Raw genomic sequence first — 19,842 nt, forward strand, 5'->3', positions numbered from 1 at the left:
CACGTGGAACACTTTAATGAATTATCATAATGCACTAATAGTTATCTACTTATGGTTTTTGAAATATTTATGTTAAAATAAAATATTGTTCCACGTGGAACATCACCTTCCAAAGTATACCAATAAAACATTAATATCACTAGGAGAAATTCCGGGTATTCGTTTTGCCTGAGCGATAGTTTTGGGTTTTATGCGTGTTAACTTTATCCTGGCTTCGGTGCTTAATGAATTAAGCCGATTAAAATCAAAATCGTCGGGTATTTTTATATGTTCCAGTCGACTTATTTTTTCTGCAATTAGTTTTTCTTTTTCAATGTAGCCACTATACTTAATTTTTATTTCTGCGCCGTTTATGGCTTCATAATCGTATGAGTCGATATTTATTTTGAGGTGTTCAAGTGTTGGTTTAAGGGATATTTCGGGACGTAAAACGATATCGTAGAGTTTTCTTTTTTGTGTAATTTTTGCAGAATTATTTAAGGTAAGGTATTCGTTTATTTCGCTAGGCGATACAGAATATTCTTTAACGAGTTGATTCAGCTCCTCGATGCTTTTAATCTTATTTTCTAGTCGTTTAACATCATTTTCGTCTACCATATTATACTTTGCTGCAATAGGTGTTAACCTTTCATCGGCATTATCCTGGCGAATAAGTATGCGGTATTCGGCTCGGCTTGTAAACATTCTGTAGGGTTCATCAACACCTTTTGTTACTAAATCATCAATTAACACTCCGATGTAAGCTTCGTCTCGGTTTAGCTGAAAGTTTTCCTGGATGTCATTTGCCCTTAAGTGTGCATTAGCTCCTGCAACTATACCCTGACCTGCTGCTTCCTCGTATCCTGTTGTACCATTAATTTGTCCAGAGAAAAACAAGTTCTGAACTATTTTAGTTTCCAATGTATGTTTTAGCTGTGTTGGATCAAAATAATCGTATTCAATTGCATAGCCGGGTCGAAGAATATGAACATTCTCAAAACCGGGAATTGATTTTAAAGCTTTGTACTGGATATCAACTGGCAGTGATGACGAAAAACCATTTAAGTACATCTCATAGGTAAAAACACCTTCGGGTTCCAAAAATAGTTGATGTGATGTTTTTTCGGCAAAGGTGTGTACTTTGTCCTCAATACTTGGGCAGTAACGAGGTCCTATGCCTTTTATTTTACCAGTAAATAATGGTGATTGATCAAACCCTTCTCGTAAAATACTATGAACAACTTGATTTGTGTTAACTATGTAGCAATGCTTACGTGGTAGTTTTGAATAATAATCGGGGTTGAATGAAAATTTGGATATTTCCTGCGATTCTTGTATAGTCAGTTTACTATAATTAACGGTTCTACCATCAATTCTTACAGGTGTACCTGTTTTCATTCTCCCAGTTGTGAAACCAAGTTGTACAAGACGCTCTGTTAAGCCATGTGAGTTCAATTCACCTATACGTCCACCGGTAAAATTGACGTTTCCAATGTGTATCTTACCGTTTAAGAAGGTTCCATTTGTTAAAACAACAGCTTTACATTTAACTGTTTGATTTGTCTTAGTTATTATTCCTTCAACTCGGTTTTCCTTTACAATTAAATCAATTACTTCATCCTGCCATAAATAGAGATTAGGTAGCGATTCAAGATATTTTCGCCATTCAATTGAAAAGAGCATTCTGTCAGCTTGAGCGCGTGGACTCCACATGGCTGGTCCTTTGCTCTGGTTAAGCATTCTGAAATGTAGGGTTGTAAGGTCAGTCACTTTTGCTGTATACCCACCAAGTGCATCAATTTCTCTAACAATCTGACCTTTTGCAATTCCACCAATAGCAGGATTACAGCTCATTTGGGCTAACTTAGTAAGATCCATTGAAACTAAAAGTGCCCGTGAGCCCATTTTTGCAGCAATAGCAGCTGCTTCACACCCTGCATGCCCTCCTCCAACAACAACAACATCAAAGGCTAATTCCATTTTGAGTAGAAAATTTTTAAAGCCCAGTTCTCCTTTTCTCTAATTTCTTTCTTTTGCTCCTCTGTAGAATCGTCAAATCCTAGCAGATGTAATATTCCGTGAATAATTACCCTGTGTAATTCATTTTCGAAGATAAGATTGTAGTCTTTTGCATTAGACTTTACGGTATCGACTGAAATTACAATATCTCCAGAAATTGAATTTTCTGTACAGTAGTTGAAAGTAATTATATCAGTATAATAGTTATGAGCTAAATACTTTTTATTGATTTCAAGTATTTCAGAATCGTCAGTAAAATAGAAGTTAATATCGCCAACTGATTTCTTAAACTCTTTTTCAATAATATAAGTTATCCACTTTTTTAAATTGTTTTTATTGGATATCCTTTTTGAGATGTATGGTGTTTTATATGAAAAAAAAATAGCCATTAAATGTTAAAAGTCATTTTTACTGTTGTTCCGTTGTTCTCAAATTCAATTTCATCAGACAACTTTTTCATAAGAAACACACCTCGGCCCGAAATGTTTTCAATGTTTTCCGGAATTGTTGGATCTGGAATTGTATTTGGATCGAAACCTTTTCCTTGGTCAGAAATTGTTATGCATACTTTAGTATCGCATATTTTTATATTGACCTTAACAACTTTTTTCTCGTCAAGTTTATTGCCATGAACAATAGCATTATTTACACCCTCGATAGCAGCAATTAATATTTTTCCATACACATCGGGTGTTAAAGTAAGTTTTTCTGTTATTTCATCAATAGTTTTTTCGATTAAACTAATTTGCTCTAGCTTGCTTGGAATTGTAATTGTTCGTTCCATGGCTTTTAGGTTGTAATTTTTTTATACTTTTTTTTTTAGTAAAGGTTACGCAAAATTATGAAAAAAATGATTTTACTAAAATTTCAACCAATCTAACGGATTTTCAGGTTCCTTCTCATTCCATATCTCAAAGTGTAAAACAAGTGTATTATCGGTTTGTTTCATTACACTTCCCAAATTATCGCCAGCATTCACAAGCTGTCCTACTTTTACATTTACTTCACTAAGATTAGAGTAAACACTTAAATACTCACCATGTCTGATAATAATAGCCCTACCCCCATACGGAACATTAAATATTTTTTTTACCTCTCCTTTGTGAATTGCTTTTACATCTGAAGAATTGTTAAGTATTAAATCGATTCCGTTATTCTTTACTTTTACATTTTTAAGGATGGGGTGATTGCTTTCACCAAAGTAGTTTAAAACATTACTGTTTATAGCAGGTGGTGGTAATTTACCTTTGTTTTCTTTGAAAATATTACTTAACTCATTATATCTCTTAGTATTTTCTTTATTCATAGATTTTAGAGTTTTTGCATTCTCTTCAATTATTCTTTTGATTTCATTATCAATTAATGCTAATGATTTTTTCTTATTTGAAATTTCTTTTGTTAATTCTATTTTCTTTTTTTCTAAATCCCTCTTTGTTGCCTCTAACTCATTTTTCTCTTTATTAAGAGTAGTTATCGTTTTTTGGTATTCATTCTCTTTTAGTTTTAACTCTTTTAAAAAGAGCACATAGTTTGACCTCTTTTGTTCTAATTCAACTTTATTTTCGTTAAGTAATGAAATTTGTTGATTGAAATAATTAATAAGATTTTTATACATTTTAAGTCGTGTATAGGCTTGATTGATACTATTCGATGAAAGTAGAAGTATTAATAAATCATTTTTACGCTTTAACTTTTTAAAGTATGATTTATAAATTCTAATTAATTCAGTTCTTCGACTATCAATAAGAGAAGATAAACTGTCAACTTGTGAGGTAGTCTCAGTTAGGTTTTTTGAAATTTCTGTTATTTGATTTTTAATATTTATAAGTAACCTGTTTTGTAACTCAATAGATTTTAATTTTAAAGTTAATTTATTAATTGTAGCTTTTTTTGATTTATTAATTATATCTATTTGTTTATTGTTATCGTCAATTTCTTTTAGTATTTCCTTTTTTTGATTATTCAAAATATCAATTTTATTCTGTGAAAAGATAAAATTCACAGAAAAAAGAAAAACCAATGCTATATTTATTATAATTTTCATTATTTATGACCAGTTGATCCAAAACCTCCTGCACCTCTGTCGGTTTCAGAAATTTTATTTACGTTTTCAAAAGATACTTTTTCATACCTTGTAAAAACCATCTGACAAATCCTTTCACCTGGTTCAATGGTTACAATATCATTGCTTAAATTTACAACAATTACCCCAATTTCGCCACGGTAATCTGAATCGATAGTGCCAGGAGTGTTTAGTATAGATAAACCTTTTTTTAAAGCCATACCACTCCTAGGCCGAATCTGCGCTTCAATACCAATGGGTAATTCAATAAAAAGCCCTGTAGGTATCAATTTTCTTTCTAATGGCTTTAAATTTATTGGCTCATCGATAAATGCCTTTAAATCGACACCGCTGGAATGCTCAGTAGCATATGTAGGGTTATCGAACGTTGATTTGTTAAGAATTTTAACTATCTCCATAAAGTAATATTTATGTTTTCTTTCTTAATGAATTCGTAAATAAATAATCCAATTAAAATATTTGTAGCTATTAGTGAATAATAGGGTTTTAAGAATACTAATAATAAAGTTCCAGATAAAGAAATGAATAATATAAAAATAAAATAAAATTTTATGTTTTTAGTTTCGAACGAAACAAATCCAGATGTTCTACCATCACTATAACTCATAAGAGTCATAGTTACATATGTGATTAAACGGCTAAGAGCTGCTCCATAAATGCCAATTATTGGAATAAGAATGATATTAGAAATTATAGTTATAACTGAACCAATAACAGTGTACTTTAAACCATAAATGGTTTTATCAGATAGCTTATACCAAAAGGAGAGGTTGAAGAATAAACCATAAAAAATATTTGCTAAAAGTAATATTGGTACTATATACAGCGACTCTCGATAATTTTTGCCAATAAAAAACTTTAGTATTGGTAAATTGAAGGTTATTAGGAGGGATATAACAATTGAAAAGATTAGAAAATACTTAAATGACTTTGCAAAAAGCTTATTGTGGTCTTGACTTCCGGAAGATTTAAAGAAAAAAGGTTCAGCAGCAAAACGATACATTTGTATGAAAAGTACTAAAAGTACAGCCAGTTTAACACAGGCACCATATATTCCTAATTGGTAAAGCGAGTCGACACTTTTAGGTAATAAGTACTTGATAAAAAGTCTATCGAAAGCCTCGTTGGTAGTACCGGATAAACCTGCTAATAAAATAGGGAAAGAATACCAAATAAGTTCTTTCATCAAACTTTTATCGATTCTAATTTTTGGGAAACCAGTAAAATAGGTAACCAATACAAAAACAACAATGTTTTGAATAAAGTTAGATAGGAACACATAAAACAAAGGATCGATATCAGGGAATAAATTTTTTAAGTATGAGGGTTTAAGTACTAGGTAAAAAATAATATTTAACAATACATTTATGGCAACACCGGTAATTTTAATAAACGAAAATACAAGTGGTCTATTCTGGTTTCGAAGTTTGGCAAAAGGCAAAGCGGTAATGGAATCGAGTGATACGATTGCTGCAGTAGTTATAATGTAAATTGGTAAATACCCAGAGCCTAATAAACTTGAAATTGAACCTGAAAAAAGGTAAGCAGCAATGAAAAAAACGGATGAAAGTGTTAGAACAAAAGTATATGAATTAGAATAAACCCGCTCATCATTCTCATACTTATTGACAAACCGGAAATAGCCAGTTTCCAAACCAAAGGTCAAGAATATTAGTAAAAAACTAAGGTAAGCGTAAAACTCAGTAATTACTCCATACTGCCTAGGGTCTGTTAAAACGTTAGTGTGTATTGGAACAAGCAGGTAGTTTAGTAAACGAGGAACAATGGTACTTAATCCATAGATAATTGACTGTGAATAAAGTTGTTTTACGGATGACATTTTTCCAAGTATGAATGTCAAAAGTATAATTTTTGGTATTTTTGCACAAGTAACTATGAAAGATAAAAGTTAAAGCAATGAAAATTAGAACTTTAGTTTTACTCGGTCTAGTATCAATGCTATCGTGCACTACGAAGTACAACGATAACAATAGATATGTTAAAATTTCAACTGATGAAGGTGATATAGTTGTTAAACTATATAATGAAACGCCTAAGCATACAGAAAATTTTATCAAATTGACCGAAGAGAATTTTTTCGATGGTCTTATTTTCCACAGATTAATAAAAGACTTTGTGGTTCAGGGCGGTGATCCTGAAACTAAGAATGCAGAGCCCGGAAAACTATATGGCGAAATGGATGCCGGTTATTTAATTGATGCAGAAATTGTTGATACAATTTACCATAAGCGTGGTGTAATTGCAATGGCAAGGGAAGGCGATGATGTAAACCCAGAAAAAAAATCTTCATCATCACAGTTCTACCTTGTTGTAGGAAAGGTATTTACAGACGAAGAACTTAATAAGCTTGAAGACAAGCTAAACAAAAAATTGAGGGAGAAAACAGAAAAGAAGCTTTACGATAGTCTGTTAGGTAGCCAAAGCAACTTAAACCCAAAATTTCTTAATCAAGTAACACAAAAGGTTTCTATCTTAGCTGACTCAATTATGAATGTTAAACACATCAAGTTTAATGAAAATCAGCGTAAAATTTATACTACTGTAGGAGGCATACCACACTTAGATGGAAACTATACAGTTTTTGGTGAAATTGTGGAAGGGTATGATGTGGTTGATAAAATTTCGCAGGTTCAAACCGATTCCAACGATAGACCTTTAAAAGATATTAAGTTCAAAGTTCGCATTGTAAAATAGTTGGTAAAATGGAGGAAAGAATTAAACAGATAAGGGAAACATTTTCGACATTAGATCCTAAAGACCTACAAAGTGTTGAAAAAATTAGAGTTGAGTATCTTGGTAGAAATGGTTATCTGACAAAACTATTTGATGACTTTAAAAATATTCCAAACGAAAAGAAGAAGGAAGTTGGCAAAATACTAAACCAACTCAAATCTGAAATAACCGATAAGATTGAAACCTGGAAAAATGTATTTTCCGAATCAACAAAACCAAAAGGAACTAATTTAGATCTTTCGCTTGAGGAGTATCCATTTGAATTTGGAACCCGACATCCAATTTCACTAGTTAAGAATGAACTAGTTGAAATTTTTAAATATTTGGGTTTTACTGTTTACGAGGGTCCTGAAATTGAGGATGATTGGCACGTATTTTCGGCCTTAAACTTTCCCGAGGAACATCCTGCCAGGGACATGCAGGATACTTTCTTTATTGAAAAAAAGCCAGATATCCTTCTTCGAACACATACATCATCGGTTCAGGTTAGAAGCATGGAAAAGGAAAAGTTACCAATCAGGGTAATTTGTCCAGGCAGAGTATTCAGAAATGAAGCAATTTCAGCAAGAGCTCACTGTATTTTTCATCAAATTGAAGGGCTTTACATTGATAAAGATGTTTCATTTGCTGATTTGAAGCAAACACTTCTTTATTTTGCAAAAGAGATGTTTGGTTCGGAAACAAAAATCAGGCTTAGACCTTCATACTTTCCTTTTACAGAACCCTCGGCTGAAATGGATGTTAGCTGTAAACTTTGTGGTGGAAAAGGTTGTTCGGTTTGTAAATATACTGGCTGGTTAGAGGTTTTAGGATGTGGAATGGTTGACCCAAATGTACTAGAACTTAACGGTATAGATAGTAAAATTTATTCAGGTTTCGCATTTGGAATGGGGCTTGAACGTATTGCTATGCTTAAATATCAGGTTCGCGATTTGCGTCTTTACTTTGAGAATGATGTTCGTTTCTTAAAACAGTTCAAGAATTACTGAGAATGCTAAAAGACGAAAATTCAAATACTTGTATCAGTTCAAGTTTTTCAATTTTTAAATCGCTTAATAGCGATGAACTTGAACTATTGAATGCAAATTTAAAATGTAACACCTACCGTAAAGGTGAAATAATTTACAGAGAAGGTAGCTGGATTACTGGTATATACTGCGTTAAAAAGGGTATTTTAAAAATTTACAAAACAGGAATTGATTCTAAGCCACAAATTGTTGCATTTGCAATAAAGGGTGATATTACAGGTTACAGATCGGTTTTGAGCAACGAAATGGCTTGTACAACAGCAGAAATTATTGAAGAAGCAGAAATTTGTTTTATACCATCGGATATTATCTTTAGCCTAATTAAAACAAATAGCGATTTTGCTCTCTCTTTAATACAGCTTACGTGTAGGGAATTAGATCAGGCAAATATATTTATAAAAGATATAGCACAAAAAACTGTTAAACAGCGTCTTGCCGAAATTTTACTGATGCTGGAAAATACTTTCAAATTAGATGAAGAGGGCTATATAGCAGTAAATCTAACTAGAGAAGATTTATCGAGTATTGTAGGTACAGCAACCGAATCGGTAATTCGTATCTTAGGCGAATTTAAGAATGAAGGTTTGATAGCAATTAAAGGGAAAAAAATTAAGATAAATGATAAGAAAAAGATGAATCTGATATCGGATTCTATTTTTTAGAAGAGCTTACCTTGTTCTGGGAATCTTAATTTATTTAAATGTTTATAAGCTAAATCGGTAACTTCGCGTCCACGTGGTGTTCTTTTTAAAAATCCTTCCTGTATCAGGAATGGTTCATAAACCTCTTCAATGGTTCCAGCATCTTCACCAACTGCAGTTGCAATGGTATTTAATCCAACCGGACCTCCCTTAAATTTTTCAATAATTGTTAGTAATATTTTATTGTCCATCTCATCGAGCCCTCTGGAATCGATTTTTAATGCATTTAATGCTTCCTTAGCTATTTGAATATCTATGTAACCATCGCCTACCACCTGAGCAAAATCACGTACTCTGCGCAATAGTGCATTTGCAATTCTTGGTGTTCCCCTACTCCGCATTGCTATTTCAATGGCTGCGTCATCTCTGATATCAATTTTTAGAATAGATGATGATCTCTTTACTATTCCTGCTAAAATATCTACTGTATAGTACTCAAGAAGAAATTTTATTCCAAAACGAGCCCTTAATGGACTTGTTAGCAATCCACTACGGGTTGTTGCTCCTATTAAAGTGAATGGATTTAATTCTATTTGAATTGACCGTGCGCTTGGACCCTTATCAATTATAATATCAATCTTGTAATCTTCCATTGCTGAATATAGGTATTCTTCAACAACAGGACTTAACCTATGTATTTCATCAATAAAGAGAATATCGTGTGGCTCAAGGTTAGTAAGTAAGCCAGCTAAATCGCCAGGTTTTTCGAGTACTGGTCCTGAAGTAGTTTTAATTGAAACACCTAACTCATTGGCAATTATGTTTGCTAAAGTAGTTTTTCCTAATCCGGGAGGACCATGCAATAGAACATGATCTAGTGCTTCATTTCTTAATTTAGCAGCTTTTACAAAGATTTTAAGGTTTTTTACAATATCATTCTGTCCGTTGAATTGATTAAACTCAACAGGCCGTATTTGCTTTTCAAATTCCTTATCAATAATAATTTTACTGTCCATTACCTTATAGCAATCATTCTTTCAATTGGTAACTTTGCTTTTTCAATAATATCAGGACTTAACTCAACAACCGGATACTCATATTTAAGACTTAAATATAGCTTTTTTAAGGTTATCATCTTCATATAAATACAATCGTTACATGCACATGTAGAATCGTCAGGAGGTACAGGAATAAAATCTTTTTCGGGGGAAAACTTTTTCATTTGGTGTATTACACCATACTCAGTTGCGACTAGATATGAAGTTGAAGGATCATTAATAGTAAAATCAATAAGTTGTGAAGTTGAACCAATATAATCGGCCATTATTAGAATAGTTTTCTGACATTCCGGATGTGCAATTATCTTTGCAGTGGTATACTTTTTCTTTAGTTCAATTAGTCTCTCCAATGAAAACCTCTGGTGAACATGGCAAAAACCATCCCAAATAAGCATATTTTCACGCTTCAACTTATTTTTTAAGTAGTTACCTAGATTTCTGTCGGGTGCGAATATTATAGGTTTATCCATCGGAATAGATTCAATAACTTTCTCGGCATTTGAAGAAGTACAACATATATCGGAAAGTGTTTTAATATCGGCATTCGTATTAACATAGGTTATAACTATGTGATCAGGATATTTTTCTTTGAATGCCTTGAAATCATGATAATTACAAGAATCTGCAAGGCTGCAGCCTGCATTCATATCGGGTAAAACAATTTTTGCATCAGGTAACAAAATTTTGGTGGTTTCACCCATAAATTTGACACCAGCAAAAATTATTAGTTTTGACTTCAAGGTAGTGGCCTTTACAGCTAAAGCAAGACTGTCGCCAACAAAATCAGCAATATCCTGAATTTCGGGGCTTTGGTAGTAATGAGCAAGAATCACTGCATTTTTCTCTACCTTTAAACGGTTGATTTCATTTACAAGATTGATACCCGAATCGATGGGTTCATCGATATATCCCAACTTATCAACAGATTCTTTATTTATCATTAATTCTTTTTTAAAAATTTAAAAGATTAAAAAAAAAGATGATGATATTAAGCTGTTAGCTCGGTTCATAATTTTATTGAAAAGGGTGTTGCAAAATTGGTTATTAAATGGATTAAAACAAACTATTAACATCATAAAATTTATAAGTCATTGTAATACAGGATAAATTTATACTTATTAACAGGTGTTATCAAGGTTATATGTTAATAAAATTAGGGGAAGGGAATCTGTTAGCTGAGGTTGAAAATGCTTTAATAATTTGGTTAAACAAATTCATAGTAACCTATGGTTGGTTGGAAAAAAATATTATATGTAGGTTTAGTGAAACAAGTCAAGGGTTAAGTTTAAAAAAATATTAACAGGTATTGAACCAAATACTCACATCAAGCTAAATATGCATGGTTGGTTTTGTTTATATTTGAAGTGGAATCAAAAAGGTTTGTAATGAAATCAATTCGCCTGGGCATGTTTGTATTTATGGCTATTGGCCTTATTTGCGGACATTCTGGTTGGGGTAGCAACACGGATACGCTATGCGTAGACAAGAAAAGTAACGATAGTAATTACTTTGTAGTAGTACCCGTTGCATTTTATGGAGAAGAGACAAACTGGGGCGGAGGGCTATCGGGTGGATACTACTTTAGATGTAAGGATAATAAGGTATCGAGCGTTCAGGGGACAACTGTTTATACCCTTAAGAATCAGGCAAGTTTATGGATATCGCCTAAAATATATACCACTGATAGAGAACACTACTATTCGGGACATATAAAGGCAAACCATTTCCCAAACAAATTTTGGGGAGTTGGAAGGAACACACCCGACACCCTGGAAGAAAAGTATGTTTCCGATGATTACTCGGTTCTTATCCAACATCAAAGAATACTTTTTGGTGTAATAATGGCTGGTGTTCAAGGTCAACTTAATTACTACAGGACCGGAGACTACCCCAGCGACCGCTTGCTGGCAACCGGCATAGCTGGAGTAAACGAAAGGTTAACAACGGGTTTGGGTGTCCTTTTGACCTGGGAAAACAGGGAGAATCTTTACTACCCATCGTTTGGTGAGTTCTATAAAGCTTCGCTAATGGTTTACAGTAAGATATTTGGCAGCGAGTTGAACTTTACAAAGCTAACCATCGATTTAAGAAATTACTACAATATTTACGACGACCATGTATTTGCCCTTCAATTCCTAGCCGATATGGCCTGGGGGAAAGTTCCTTTTCAGCTAATGCCAATGATTGGGGGGGCTGATGTAATGCGAGGTTACTACCAGGGCCGATACCGCGACAACTCAATGGCTTGCCTACAGGGTGAATACAGATTTCCGATATATAAATGGCTTAAAGGGACTATTTTTGGTGGCATAGGCGATGTTGCGCCTTACTTTGACAAGTTAGATATAAGCAAAAGCAAGTTAGCTTACGGAGCTGGAATAAGAGTTAGGGTAAACCCTATTAAGGTAAACCTCAGGTTTGATGCAGCCTATAGCGATAGGAAAGAAATGGCCTTCTACTTTACGGTAACTGAGGCATTTTAGTGAAAAAAACCCATCGGGTTTGGTTCGATGGGCTAGTGGTTACAAAGGTCAGAATCAATGCTTCATCAATGCTTCAATTTCTTCAACTGTAACCGGAATGCGTTTTCCAAGAATCCGGGAGCCACTATCGGTAATAAGAATATCGTCCTCTATTCTTATGCCACCAAAACCAATATATTCCTCAACCTTGGCATAGTTTATAAATGATTCATTAATTTTTTCCGACTTCCATTTTTGGATTAGGGCAGGAATAAAGTAGATACCGGGCTCAACCGTTAAAACAAATCCTTTTTGCAAGCGACGGCCCAACCTGAGGTAGGCTATACCAAACTGGTCGGCACGGGTGATTTCATCGTCGTAGCCAACGAAGTTTTCGCCAAGATCCTCCATATCGTGAACATCGAGGCCCATCATGTGCCCAAGGCCATGAGGAAAGAAGAGGGCGTGAGCACCGTTGGCAACTGCATCATCGGGATTACCTTTCATTAAGCCGAGTCTAGTAAGCCCTTCGGCAATTACACGCGCTGCAGCCTTATGAACATCCATATAGGGGATTCCGGGCTTTGAAATTTCGATGGCCTTGTTATTTGCACCAAGAACGATGTTGTATATCTCTTTCTGTTTTTCGGTGAATTTACCATCAACCGGTATGGTTCTGGTAAAATCGGAAGCGTAGTGGCTGCTAATTTCCGCTCCGCTATCGATTAATAACAGGCGACCCGAAGTAAGCATTTGAGAATGGTCGTGGTTATGAAGGGTTTCGCCATTCTGTGACAGGATAATTGGGAACGAAGGCATGTATCCTTGACCAATTGCAACACCCTCAATAGCCCCAGTAATTGCCTGTTCGCTGATTCCGGGCTTGGCCATACGCATGGCGGTTACGTGCATCTGGTAACCCACCTCGCATGCTTTTTCAATCTCGGCAATTTCAACATCTTCCTTAACTGAACGAAGGCTTACAATGGCTTTAATCAGTTCAACGGATGAATAGTTTTTAATTACCGATTGGTTGATTCCTAGCAACTGTTCAAGCAGTAAAACATTATCGGCGCGGTAAGGGGGAAGGAAATGGATTCGGCGTCCGTGTTTAATGGCGCGGCTTAAAGTAGAGTAAAGCTCCTTGAAAGGGTGAGTTGAAAGGATACCAACCTTTTCACCCAGCTCCTTCAGGGTTGGCTGGGGGCCCATCCAAATAATATCATCGATGTCAAAATCGTTGCCGTATAAACAATCTTTTCCGTCTTCAATATCAATAACACCCACTAAACCCGGAATGTCGAGGCCAAAGAAATAGAGAAAATTACTATCCTGACGGAAACGGTAGGTGTTTGACTTATAATTCATTGGGCTTTCGGTGTTCCCAAGAATAATCACCAGACCCGATTTAATCTTTTTCCGTAGCTTTAATCTGCGTTCTACGTAAACTTGCTTTTCAAACATAGCTGTTGATTTTTTATGGTTGCTGTAAATGTAAGCACCAAAACCCTATTTAACAAGAGAAAAAATCAATATAGTGTTAAAGGGTTTGGCGTATATTGCAAATCTACATAAAGTAAAAGCAAAAAACAGTATATTCGGAAATTGTAGTTTAACCAACAATCATAACTGCCTGCTGATAAGAAGAGTAAGATAAATGATAGTTTCGCATAGGCATAGGTTTATTTTCATTAAATCGGCCAAAACTGCCAGTACAAGCGTTGAGCTAATGCTAAGCAAAATATGTGGCCCCGATGATGTTTTAACGCCCCTGGCCCCATTTGATGAGCGATTCGACGCCGATTACTATGAATACCAACCCAGGAATTGCGAGGGATTTCAGAACCATATGTCGGCAATTGCAATTAAAAAAAAGGTTGGCGAAGAGGTTTGGAACCAATACCTTAAGATTACCATTGTCCGAAATCCTTGGGATATGGTTGTTTCGCGTTATTACTGGGAAAAGGCTCGACTATGGCCCAGTATCGGGAAAAATGTTGCTAACATTTTAAGAGAACCCTTTGTCATAGTAAGGTATAAAAGGTTACTACACAGGATAAAATTGATTTTTGTGCTATCATCGTTTAGCAATTTCATACGATATTTTGATAAAACCTGGGCCAACTCAAGGTTTTACTTTGATGAGGAAGGGAAGCCAATTTGCGATGTTTACCTTAGGTTCGAAAATCTTAACAAAGGCATAAATGACCTCGAAAAAATGCTAGGGATACAGCTGGGAGACCTGCCACGCCTAAAGAGTAAGCCCCGAAAAGGCAAAAAACACTATAGCCAGTACTTTAACCAACAACAAAAGGAAAGAGTTGAAAAACTCTTTAAACACGAAATTGAAGTTTTTGGTTATACCTTTGAGCAAGTAAACCATTAGAGCAAAATGTTAGCAAAAACCTATCGGCTCATAGTAAAGTATAAGAATTCATTGATGTGGGCGCTGGTAATTCTTATCCTATGCGGAATGCCACCAAGCGGTTTGCCCACCATTAAAATACCCGGCATTGATAAAATGGTTCATTTTGGATTATTTGCCGTATTTGCGCTTTTGCTTATCTCAGAGATGAACTACCAGAGGTTTCAGCTCACGGTTAAAAATCGGCATAAATGGGTGGGTTTTATTGTAGCCTCGATTTACGGTGGTTTGATAGAGTTGACACAGCTATACCTTTTTACGTCGCGCGGTGCGGAGTGGGCCGATTTTTTTGCCGATATACTTGGTGCTGCAGTTGCGGTTCTGGTTTATCCTTATATCAATAAGACCCTAAAGGGATATATTTAGAAATAGGTAAACGAAAAAAGCGCCCTTTAGGGCGCTTTTAGTATCTATTGGACGCTATGCCATTACTTTAGAAGCAATTCAGTATAACCAATCATGTAGCCATCCATGTAAAGGGTGATTTTGTAGGTGCCCTTAACCAGCTCGCCGCTACTGTCGAAGAAAATACACATATCAACATCCTTATTCTGGTAATCAACCTCACGGTTAGCCGAGAACACAATTTTTTCACCCTCAAAATCGAAAAGGTCGGTTTCCGATTTTGCAAGGACAAAATCGTCGGGGCCTACAACGCGCATGTAAACATAGCGTGAGCCTGGTTTGGCAATAGCATTCTCATTAAGAGTAAAGCAGGTTTTAATCTTTGCCGTACGGCTAGCGCGGGAAGTTTCGCTTCCCCTTCTATTGAGAGCAACTGCTGTAACATTGCGTGCTTTAACTACAGAACCCTTTGCCACTTGGGTATTTAGTTCCTCGGTGCGCTGCTCAAGCTCCTTAACGGTTTTTTTAGCCGTGGCTGCCTCTTCCTTCACCTTAATGTTCTCAGCAATAAGTTGCTGGTTAAGGGTATTCAATGAGTCTATTTCGCGAACCATGTTCTTCATGATAGCCCTAAGCGTTCCGAGCTCCTTTTGGTACTCCTTGATTTTAGCGTAGCTCACGCGCTTGAGGTTTTGAAGTTCCGAGTAAAGCTTTTGGGCCCTCTCCTGCTCCATTTGAAGCTTGCGGTTCAATGAATCGTTGTCGGTTTCCAAATCCTTGTAGTCGTTCATCAGGTTAAGCAGGTTGTTGCTGAGCGAATCCTTTTCGGCAAGCAACATGGTTTCGGTTTCCTTTGCCTCCTTTTTTTGCTGGTAGTAAACGTACGAAAGGCCGGCAATTACAACTAGCAGAATGACAATAAGTACCGATAGGAACGATACTGCTTTTGATGATTTTGTGCTTTCCATATCTTGTTTTTTACGTTTGGGTTACTATTGTTAACGGTTATTAGGCTCGGTTAGTGTAAGGCTTTGAAAAACATCCTCCAAGTTAAGCACTTTTTGCTGAAGTGTTAACAGGGTAAGATTGTTGTTCTTGGCAAAGTTAAATATTGTTGGCCTAATATCTGTATTTGATGACGATGATACCAGAAAAGTGGTTGCAGTGAGTTGATTTACGTTTGAAACATTCTCGATACTCTGAAGAAGTTCAACGGAGGGTGTTTCCAGGAATTCCACAACAACGTTTTGAACCGACGATGAGGTAAGCGCTTTAATCTCCGTAGCGGGTCCATCGGCAACAATGCTACCCTTGTTGATAATGATTATTCGCCCGCATATAGCCTCCACCTCCTGCATGATATGGGTTGAAAGGATTACGGTTTTATTTTGACCCACCGCTGCAATCAGATTTCGAATTTCAACAATCTGGTTGGGGTCAAGGCCGCTGGTGGGTTCATCGAGGATTAAAACCGATGGGTTGTGAATAAGGGCCTGGGCCAGGCCGACCCTCTGACGGTAACCCTTTGAAAGGCTGCCAATCTTTTTATTTTGCTCGTGTCCTATACCGGTAATATCAATAATCTCCAAAACACGTTTTCGGGCATTTTTACCCAAACGGTAAATTCCAGCAACCCACAAAAGGTATTCCTTAACGTACATATCGGTATAGAGCGGGTTGTGTTCCGGAAGGTAACCAATATCGCGGCGGAAATCGTAGGCAGGCGAGTTGATGTCAACACCGTTAACAAGTGCAGAGCCGCTATCGGGTGTAAGGTAGCCGGTGATAATTTTCATTAAGGTTGATTTGCCAGCACCATTTGGCCCCAAAAGGCCAACAACCTGCCCCTGTGGAACCTGAAAGGTAACGCTGTTTAAAGCCACCTGCTTGCCAAACTGCTTGGTGATACTGTTTACTGTAATTGACATCAGCAATGATGATTTTTACTCAATGTTGTTTCCATAAGGTTTTTGGCCATGTTGAGCGCAGCGAATATCATGTTCATGGTAATAAAAACAATATCCTTCGCATTACTCACGACGCAATTAGGTTAAAAGAGTGCTGTTAACCAAGCCATCTTACCTTATTGAATACAAACATAGTAAAATTGCAGGAAAAGAAAATTGTAAAAAAAGTTTAAAATTATGAACTTAGCATGATATTTGAACCTTACGCTTTAGCCATGGTTAACCCTAAAACTATCGATATGAAAAAGTTTTCGTCGTTCATACTCGCAGTGCTAGCAGGCACTGTAACCCATGCACAAAGTGCATCAGAATCAATAAATACTTTTGCGTTTGACCTGTACAGGGGCCTAAAGGTTGGAGGAAACGAAAATCTGGTTTACTCACCGTTCAGCATTACACCCGCATTTGGAATGGTTACCCTTGGAGCCAGGGGTGAAACACTTAACCAGCTGAACGCTACCTTTCATTTTGGCAATAGCCCAAAGTTTCATCAGGCGGTTGGTAAGCTTCAGCAAAGTGTAATTAAGTCGTCGTCGGCTGACATTACCATAAATGTTGCCAATAAGGCATGGTTGCAAACCGATTACAAGATACTTAAAAGGTATAGGTGCAACCTGAAGGGCAACTATAAAACAAGCTTGTACAATGTTGATTTTATTAATGACCCCGAGGCTGCCCGTAAAACTATCAACCTGGCCGTGGAGTACGATACCAAGCAGCATATCAAGGATTTGCTACCACAAGGTAGCATTAGCAATTTAACCCGACTTGTGCTTACCAATGCGGTTTACTTTAAGGGTAAGTGGAAGGAACCCTTTGAACCTGAAAAGACCAAGGAGCGCGACTTTACCCTGGCCGATGGCTCAAAAACCAAGCATCAGTTTATGAGCGCCGACAAAACCTTTGGTTACCTCAAAGGAACCGACTTTGCTGCCCTGGAAATGGACTATAAGGGCGAGGAGCTATCGATGCTGGTTATACTACCCAACGAGGGAAAATCGCTGAGTGAATTTGAGAAAGCATTTACCGTTGAAAAGTATAACGAGATAGTAAAGGCAATAGAACCCCAAAAAACCCTGGTGTTTATACCGCGGTTCACCGTTGAGAGCGGCTTCACAATGAAGAAAGTACTTGGCGAGATGGGTTTAACCATACCCTTTAGCGACGAGGCCGATTTTTCCGGAATATCGGGGAATAAGGATTTAAAGATAAGCGATGCTTACCATAAAGCCTTTATAGAGGTATCGGAAGAAGGAACAACCGCAGCAGCGGCTACTGCCGTAGTGGTGGCCATGAAATCGATGCCCAACTTCAACGTTTTTGATGCCAACAGGCCATTCATGTTTATTTTAAGGCATAAACCTACCAATACCATTCTGTTTATTGGAAGGGTGGCAAAACCATAGTGCTAGCTGAATATTTTGAGAAGTTCGCACTTGTCAAAAATAAGACAAGTGCGAAATGTTTTTAGCGGTTTACCTCAGTAGTTGCTGCGGCATTAACCCCATCGTTATAGCCCTTTAACATGCTTGTTTTGCTCTTTTCCCAATTTATCAACACATTAAGAAAAAGCGTCACAATTACGCCGATAATGAAGAATGCGATGTCGCGTTTGGTAATGCTAAGTTTTTTATGGGTTTTGTTTTTAGAATGCAAAAAAAAAATAATAATACTTTTGAGATATTAATGAATTGCGTGTATGTGCAGTAACGAATTAGAATCACTTTCCTGTCCATTTAGTGAAAAGTTTCTTAGAAGCAATGACCTTTGCTTTACCAATTCCTCTACTAATGCCACATACACGCTATTAACGGCTGGGCTTTTTGGCCATTATTATAAACTCGTGACTATAAACCTTTTTTCCATTTTTATTGGATGAAAATTTTCCATCTTGATTCCGGTATGGAGTCAGAATTTTTGAACTTATTTTTCTCTTCGTTACTTCAATATTCTTGAAACCTTTATTTATTAATGATTCAATTAGAACTTTTGCATTATCAATGTAAACACCTTTATAACATGTGTTCCCGATAACGAATGCTATATGACCATTATCATTAAGGAGAGAGTAAGTTTTATCAACTGATTTGTCAAGGTCATAAAAATACTTTGCAACAGATTTACTTTTCCCTTTGTCAACTTTGAATAATTCTTTCACAATAGACTGGCCTGTTTTATTCTTAATATGAAAAGATTCCTGTTCAGTTCTTGCATATTCGCTACCAATCGTTCCTTTTCTTAATTCCTTATAGTCGTTAACAAATCCAAGCCATAAAGTTGAAAGTTGATGCAAATCAGCATATTCATAAGAAGTAACATAAGGTGGGCTTGTGATTATTAAATCTACTTTATTTTCTCTTGGTTTGATATTTAGAATATTTTGCGTTTTGATTTCAATTCTTGAGTTCCTTGGGCTTATATTTTTTATTTCTTCATTTGCTGCAATTATGAAACTAATCTGTTTCTTAAAAGCAACATATGGGTCAGATGGTATCTTGTTTGGGTCTATTTGGGGCTTGATAGACTTGGTAAGCCATTTGGAACAAGATTTTAATATGTTTGAAAAGGCAGTTAAAAAAAGTATTCTATACTTTCCATCTGGACAAACATTATAAATGCTTTTCTGTAAACGATATAACTTAATGATATTGTCTTCATCAAACCAATATCTTATTCTTTCATGAAAAAGAAATTTATTTGGGGTTAAGAATTTCCCGTTATTGTATTCTTTAATAATATCTTCAAATAATTCAATAATCTTTTCCGTTAAGTATAGGTTGCTTTTGGCTTTGGCAATCATTGTTGCAACTGGATTTATATCATATCCTAAGTAGTCAATTCCTAGTAACCTTGATTCAAGAGCAGAGGTCCCACAACCACAAAAAATATCCCCAATTGATTTAATTTGGGCACCATTGTCTTTTAAGTATGAAACAATTTTAGGAGTTAAAAATGCAGGAAATTTTGCAGGATATGTATGAATCTTATGCATAAGTAATTCTTTCGATTCTGGAAAATTCCAAGAATCGTTGACTTCAATATTACCGTTGAATTGTGATAAGCTTTTTATTCTCAGCATAA

19 protein-coding genes are annotated in these 19,842 nt (G+C 36.0%); 7 read left to right on the forward strand and 12 right to left on the reverse strand.

Features of this window, described 5'->3' with window-relative positions:
- Positions 1-102: 102 nt before the first annotated feature.
- From mnmG to AB6811_RS11900, 6 genes are all read right to left on the reverse strand, one after another.
- On the reverse strand, positions 103-1,959 hold the full coding sequence (gene mnmG, locus AB6811_RS11875; RefSeq protein WP_369490686.1) for a tRNA uridine-5-carboxymethylaminomethyl(34) synthesis enzyme MnmG: 1,857 nt from the start codon (positions 1,957-1,959) through the stop codon (positions 103-105).
- Positions 1,950-2,387, reverse strand: coding sequence for an rRNA maturation RNase YbeY (ybeY, locus tag AB6811_RS11880; RefSeq protein WP_369490687.1), 438 nt, complete (start codon positions 2,385-2,387; stop codon positions 1,950-1,952). Before ybeY ends, mnmG begins: the two co-directional genes overlap by 10 nt.
- Positions 2,387-2,782: an ATP-binding protein gene (locus AB6811_RS11885; protein WP_369490688.1), complete on the reverse strand. Its 396-nt coding sequence runs from the start codon at positions 2,780-2,782 to the stop codon at positions 2,387-2,389. Before AB6811_RS11885 ends, ybeY begins: the two co-directional genes overlap by 1 nt.
- A 75-nt stretch (positions 2,783-2,857) precedes the next feature.
- Positions 2,858-4,042, reverse strand: a complete 1,185-nt coding sequence (locus AB6811_RS11890) for a murein hydrolase activator EnvC family protein (protein WP_369490689.1) — start codon at positions 4,040-4,042, stop codon at positions 2,858-2,860.
- Positions 4,042-4,479, reverse strand: coding sequence for a dUTP diphosphatase (gene dut, locus AB6811_RS11895; RefSeq protein WP_369490690.1), 438 nt, complete (start codon positions 4,477-4,479; stop codon positions 4,042-4,044). The genes AB6811_RS11890 and dut overlap by 1 nt, the downstream gene beginning before the upstream one ends.
- On the reverse strand, positions 4,470-5,942 hold the full coding sequence (locus AB6811_RS11900; protein ID WP_369490691.1) for a lipopolysaccharide biosynthesis protein: 1,473 nt from the start codon (positions 5,940-5,942) through the stop codon (positions 4,470-4,472). Before AB6811_RS11900 ends, dut begins: the two co-directional genes overlap by 10 nt.
- A 56-nt stretch (positions 5,943-5,998) precedes the next feature.
- Here AB6811_RS11900 and AB6811_RS11905 point away from each other — a divergent pair, with 56 nt between their 5' ends.
- From AB6811_RS11905 to AB6811_RS11915, 3 genes are read left to right on the forward strand one after another with little or no spacing between them, the layout of a single operon-like run.
- Positions 5,999-6,796 (forward strand): peptidylprolyl isomerase, encoded by a 798-nt coding sequence (locus AB6811_RS11905; RefSeq protein WP_369490692.1) that lies wholly within the window; start codon positions 5,999-6,001, stop codon positions 6,794-6,796.
- Positions 6,797-6,804: 8 nt separating this feature from the next.
- Positions 6,805-7,824 carry a phenylalanine--tRNA ligase subunit alpha gene (gene pheS, locus AB6811_RS11910; RefSeq protein ID WP_369490693.1) on the forward strand — a complete coding sequence of 340 codons (1,020 nt, stop codon included), beginning with the start codon at positions 6,805-6,807 and terminating at the stop codon, positions 7,822-7,824.
- A 2-nt stretch (positions 7,825-7,826) separates the two neighbouring features.
- Entirely contained in the window at positions 7,827-8,525 is a 699-nt protein-coding gene (locus AB6811_RS11915) for a Crp/Fnr family transcriptional regulator (protein WP_369490694.1), read from the forward strand.
- On the opposite strand, the gene ruvB is transcribed toward AB6811_RS11915, so the two are convergent.
- Positions 8,522-9,520 carry a Holliday junction branch migration DNA helicase RuvB gene (ruvB, locus tag AB6811_RS11920; protein WP_369490695.1) on the reverse strand — a complete coding sequence of 333 codons (999 nt, stop codon included), beginning with the start codon at positions 9,518-9,520 and terminating at the stop codon, positions 8,522-8,524. The two genes, AB6811_RS11915 and ruvB, sit on opposite strands and share 4 nt — an antisense overlap.
- Entirely contained in the window at positions 9,520-10,503 is a 984-nt protein-coding gene (gene nadA / locus AB6811_RS11925) for a quinolinate synthase NadA (RefSeq protein WP_369490696.1), read from the reverse strand. Before nadA ends, ruvB begins: the two co-directional genes overlap by 1 nt.
- A gap of 444 nt (positions 10,504-10,947) precedes the next feature.
- Here nadA and AB6811_RS11930 point away from each other — a divergent pair, with 444 nt between their 5' ends.
- A complete protein-coding gene (locus AB6811_RS11930; protein ID WP_369490697.1) occupies positions 10,948-12,045 on the forward strand; it encodes a BamA/TamA family outer membrane protein in 1,098 nt (365 codons plus the stop codon).
- Positions 12,046-12,099: 54 nt separating this feature from the next.
- Here AB6811_RS11930 and AB6811_RS11935 read toward each other — a convergent pair whose 3' ends face one another.
- Positions 12,100-13,488, reverse strand: a complete 1,389-nt coding sequence (locus AB6811_RS11935; protein ID WP_369490698.1) for an aminopeptidase P family protein — start codon at positions 13,486-13,488, stop codon at positions 12,100-12,102.
- Between the two features lie 193 nt (positions 13,489-13,681).
- Here AB6811_RS11935 and AB6811_RS11940 point away from each other — a divergent pair, with 193 nt between their 5' ends.
- Both AB6811_RS11940 and AB6811_RS11945 read left to right on the forward strand, forming a co-directional pair.
- A complete protein-coding gene (locus tag AB6811_RS11940; RefSeq protein ID WP_369490699.1) occupies positions 13,682-14,410 on the forward strand; it encodes a sulfotransferase family 2 domain-containing protein in 729 nt (242 codons plus the stop codon).
- A 6-nt stretch (positions 14,411-14,416) separates the two neighbouring features.
- The gene (locus AB6811_RS11945) at positions 14,417-14,815 is read left to right on the forward strand and encodes a VanZ family protein (RefSeq protein ID WP_369490700.1); all 399 of its coding nucleotides are present in this window, start codon (positions 14,417-14,419) and stop codon (positions 14,813-14,815) included.
- A gap of 62 nt (positions 14,816-14,877) precedes the next feature.
- Here the strand turns inward: AB6811_RS11945 and AB6811_RS11950 are convergent, their stop codons facing one another.
- Positions 14,878-15,762, reverse strand: a complete 885-nt coding sequence (locus AB6811_RS11950; protein ID WP_369490701.1) for a DUF8429 coiled-coil domain-containing protein — start codon at positions 15,760-15,762, stop codon at positions 14,878-14,880.
- A 30-nt stretch (positions 15,763-15,792) separates the two neighbouring features.
- Positions 15,793-16,722 carry a gliding motility-associated ABC transporter ATP-binding subunit GldA gene (gldA, locus tag AB6811_RS11955; RefSeq protein WP_369490702.1) on the reverse strand — a complete coding sequence of 310 codons (930 nt, stop codon included), beginning with the start codon at positions 16,720-16,722 and terminating at the stop codon, positions 15,793-15,795.
- Positions 16,723-16,949: 227 nt separating this feature from the next.
- Here gldA and AB6811_RS11960 point away from each other — a divergent pair, with 227 nt between their 5' ends.
- Positions 16,950-18,167, forward strand: coding sequence for a serpin family protein (locus AB6811_RS11960; protein ID WP_369490703.1), 1,218 nt, complete (start codon positions 16,950-16,952; stop codon positions 18,165-18,167).
- 401 nt (positions 18,168-18,568) lie between these two features.
- Here the strand turns inward: AB6811_RS11960 and AB6811_RS11965 are convergent, their stop codons facing one another.
- Positions 18,569-19,840, reverse strand: coding sequence for a DNA methyltransferase family protein (locus tag AB6811_RS11965; protein WP_369490704.1), 1,272 nt, complete (start codon positions 19,838-19,840; stop codon positions 18,569-18,571).
- Positions 19,841-19,842: the final 2 nt, after the last annotated feature.

It is taken from the genome of Tenuifilum sp. 4138str (assembly GCF_041102575.1).
GTDB lineage: Bacteria > Bacteroidota > Bacteroidia > Bacteroidales > Tenuifilaceae > Tenuifilum > Tenuifilum osseticum.